At 43.5% G+C, this 3,765-nt stretch carries 4 protein-coding genes; 2 read left to right on the top strand and 2 right to left on the bottom strand.

Features of this window, described 5'->3' with window-relative positions; all coding sequences use genetic code 11:
* Positions 1-31: 31 nt before the first annotated feature.
* Positions 32-1,894, top strand: a complete 1,863-nt coding sequence (locus VN429_RS05325; protein ID WP_325630597.1) for a M3 family metallopeptidase — start codon at positions 32-34, stop codon at positions 1,892-1,894.
* A 4-nt stretch (positions 1,895-1,898) separates the two neighbouring features.
* On the opposite strand, the gene VN429_RS05320 is transcribed toward VN429_RS05325, so the two are convergent.
* Positions 1,899-2,423: a TIGR04255 family protein gene (locus VN429_RS05320; protein ID WP_325630595.1), complete on the bottom strand. Its 525-nt coding sequence runs from the start codon at positions 2,421-2,423 to the stop codon at positions 1,899-1,901.
* Positions 2,424-2,437: 14 nt separating this feature from the next.
* Complete coding sequence (locus VN429_RS05315) at positions 2,438-2,647, bottom strand: DUF5683 domain-containing protein (protein ID WP_325630593.1); 210 nt, start codon at positions 2,645-2,647, stop codon at positions 2,438-2,440.
* A gap of 179 nt (positions 2,648-2,826) precedes the next feature.
* Between VN429_RS05315 and VN429_RS05310 the strand changes: the two genes are divergently transcribed.
* The coding region (locus VN429_RS05310) for an ABC transporter substrate-binding protein (RefSeq protein ID WP_325630591.1) at positions 2,827-3,765 on the top strand (939 nt) is incomplete at its 3' end.

Raw genomic sequence — 3,765 nt, 5'->3', positions numbered from 1 at the left:
CTTCATATCTCTCTGACACTAATACAAGAGTATGGGCCGGAAAGTCATCCTGACAGGAGTAGTGATCCTGTTTCTGGTACTCATTGCCATTCCGGTAATCTGGATTCCTGGTAATCAGAACCCTATCTACACCTGGCACATATCTCCAGACATCGGAGATCCTGTTCAGTTAACCTATCTTCCTGGAGAAATTCCCGTTGAGATAAACCGGACCATCACTGAAACCACCCGGAAACTCGATGATCTCACAGCAATACCCGATACTTCCCGGACATTTACGAACACTGATGTCAGGCTGGATGCAATCCTTGCTGATTTTGATGAGCAGACTCTCAAATATTCACTGATCGCTGATGTTACCGGCGACCTTGCTGTAAAGAAGGAAGCTGAATATGCCTCATATCAACGTGATGAATTTTTTAATTCAGTATACCTGCGTGAGGATATCGCTCACGCCCTTTCTATGGTAACTCCTGATCAGAAAGTAGATTCAGAGCTCCATGACAGACTTACAGAAGATTTCAGGCTGGCCTCTCTTCCCGCTGAAGTAAAGAATGAGATGAGCATTCTTGGCAGAAACCTCTCTGAACGTTGCTCGGTTTACTATGCAAATCAGCAGGATGGAAATGCATCACTAAACCTTCCGCTGATTCCTGATATTATTAGCATGAGGCAGCAGATCACAGCACTTATCGGGTATAATTCATTTGTAGATTATCAGATTGCCCAGTCTGGTGTCCCGGTTGATCGAGCAAAACTCCTTTCATATCTTACCAATAAATCAGTTCCTTACAGCCAGGCATCTCATAAAGAAGCTACAGAACTCCTACAAGAAAAACAGAAGTCAAATCCCGGAGCAACGGCGGTCTATGATTATGAAATTCCCCTTCTTCGGTCAAAGGTAAATCAGACAAATGTATCGACTGTATCATGTTCAACAACTGTTTCTGCTGATCTCGTAGTCAAACGTCTCAACAATCTTGTGGCAGATCTGTTTGGGATCTCGATAACGCCAGTTCCATCATCAGTTCCTTCTGGTATGTATCTCTACAGGATCACAGATCCTGGATCTCTAAATACACAGGCCTGGTATTATCTCTGGATAAAAACTTATCCCGGTGCAGGAAGTACAACCGGAAAGACATACTACCTTCGTGCCGGTCATGAATCAGATGGGATATGGATCCCTCCTGTTTCAGCCCTGATTATATCTGTCCCTGAACGTGAGGAGATTGGAAAGATCTCTCTCTCACCAGTTGATATCCAGGTGCTATTTCATGAGTATGGGCATCTCTTAAGACACAGCCTTACCACCGGCAGGTATGCAACTCTTTCCAGTGGTGCACGTGATCCAAGGGGTTACAGTGAGGTCTTTTCGCTGTTTTTCGAGAAGTTTTTATGGACTCCTGAAGTATTGGATCGCCTTGGAGTTACAGGTACTCAAGAAGATCAGTATTCATCAATACATGACCAGATACTCGCCTGTCATGGAGAAGATGCAGGCTGGGGTCCGGGATACATCGGAGTGTATCCTTACTTCCTCTCGCTTTTGGATCTTGAAATCCACTCTGAAAATGTAACTCCTGATTTCATAAACCAGTATAACAGTTTGTACGAGAACATGACCGGGTATCGGGCTGCATCGGGCCCATCGTCGTTGATCCTGAATCCGGCATTCTTTGTATCAGATAATGCAGGCATATACTGGCATTACGTGTTTGATGAGACCTGTGCAAACAATATATTCTCCAGGATTCAAGGCGAAGGGGTGCTCAATCAGAGTAACGGAATCATCATACGAAGAGAACTCTTTGAGCCTGCCGGATCAGTGAATATATCCACGCTTATAGCGGATTATCTTGGAACATCAGACCTGTTAGGTATATGTTCCTGATCTCTCACCTGATCTGTTCAATGATCTCTTCTGGAACGATCAGATCAAAGAGGGTGTGGATGACTGCATGAGCTTTATCGAACCAAGAGAGAATATCATCAGGTTTTTCAGGTCTAAATGCTGCACAGGTTTGAATATTGAAGGTTAAAATCCAGGCCAGCTGCTCTCCTGTCTCATGGCTTGTCCTGATACATACCCGATGTTCCAGCCATTGGGTAATAGGGATTACCAAGTATTCTTTATCAGAAATCAGGTCTGTATGAAAGAGATCTGGTTTAATTTCGTTGATAACCCTTGAAAATTCATCTGTGTCGAGAAGAAATCGATCCCTGTACTGCAGGCTGCATCCTGCTACCTCACTGACATCTTTCAGTCCTGCGATCTCATCTGTAAGTCTGTTTCTGATTGATCCCCATCCCGGATATGGGGGAGCAATTGTAAACGAGACAGGTTCTGTTATCAGGACAAGAGAACAGCAGACCTCCTCAACAGGAGATCGGGAAAAGTTATGGGGAAGGGGTGAATTCATTTCATTACTGTATATTAGTTCTTGCTAGCAGCGCTGTAAGCATCAACGATGCTGTAGACAAGGACAATAATGTAAAACGGAATTCCAATGATAATTGTTGAGAGCAATGCGAATATCACCGCTGCAATGAAGAGAACAATTGCTTTTGTCAGTTGTCCGGTATAGAACTGGCCGAGTCCGGGTATAAAAAACGATAATATTGCTGCAAGAAGTGGTGATGCCATCTGATTGTCTCCTCTTATTCTGTTCTTCGTTCAGGAATTAAATAGGTATTGTTCCCAGGGAGTACTTTTTCCTCCTCTCTTACGATCTCACTGGTTCATTGAGTACTTCCATATCCTCTGCTATCAGTGAGATTTATCCCTCAATATGGTGAATACCTCTGTCATAGGAGGAGAGTGATTTGAACCATAGCAGAGTGTTCCTCCTTGTACTAACAATTGTTTTGTTTTGCTGTATTGCTGAGTCCCTGGGTGATCTGAGTCCTGGTCAGATCCATACGAATCCTCATGTTCTTCTTATTAGTTCATATAGTCCTGATTTTCCCACGGTCTTTCATCAGATTGATGGGGTAAAATCAGTTCTCTCCCCTGAAAATGTGGACCTTGACATTGAGTTCATGGATGCCAAACGTTTTCCATCTCCTGAAGATATTAATGAGTTTTCACAGCGTTTAACCAAAAAAATCAGACGTCTTCCAGCATATGATCTCATTCTCGTTGCTGATGATATGGCTCTTAATTTTGCTCTCGAAAAGCAGCATGAGTTATTCAACAACACACCGATCGTCTTCTTTGGAATCAATGAGCAAAGCAGAGCAGATCTTCCTGAAAAAAACCCTTTCATCACCGGTATGATGGAAGAAGTCTCTGTGAAAGAGACCATTGATCTGATGATCCAACTGCAACCTGATGCCAGAACGATTATTGCCTTATCTGACGATACCATCAGTGGAAAAGCAGATGCTGAAAAATTTCTTGGATATATCTCCTCCTACCCCGGATACAATCTAACGGTTCTTTCGCTTGCTAACCTGACCTGGAATGAATATGCCCTGAAATTACAGGCAATAAATCAGTCCTCTTCAGTACTTCTCCTCTCGGCTAGTAAGGATAAAAACCAGGTTACTACAGATTTTGACGAGAGCCTTCAGTTCATAAAGCAGAACCTGCATGTCCCCCTTTTCCATCTCTGGTATTATGGAATGGGTGATGGGATTATAGGTGGAGCACTCATCTCCCAGTATGATCAGGGTAGAGATGCAGCCCTGATGGCAGACCGGATTCTACAAGGAACCCCCCCATCGGAAATCCCGGTTCTAAAAGAAAATTCGAATCCGGTT

This window comes from Methanospirillum sp. (genome assembly GCF_035560735.1).
Lineage (GTDB): Archaea > Halobacteriota > Methanomicrobia > Methanomicrobiales > Methanospirillaceae > Methanospirillum.
This window is presented reverse-complemented; position numbering and strand designations above follow the sequence as displayed.

What these genes read in the sequence shown, in the direction of transcription:
- VN429_RS05325 (WP_325630597.1), top strand. Translation starts at nt 32, where the DNA reads ATGGGCCGGAAAGTCATCCTGACAGGAGTAGTGATCCTGTTTCTGGTA.
- VN429_RS05320 (WP_325630595.1), bottom strand. Translation starts at nt 2,423, where the DNA reads ATGAATTCACCCCTTCCCCATAACTTTTCCCGATCTCCTGTTGAGGAG.
- VN429_RS05315 (WP_325630593.1), bottom strand. Translation starts at nt 2,647, where the DNA reads ATGGCATCACCACTTCTTGCAGCAATATTATCGTTTTTTATACCCGGA.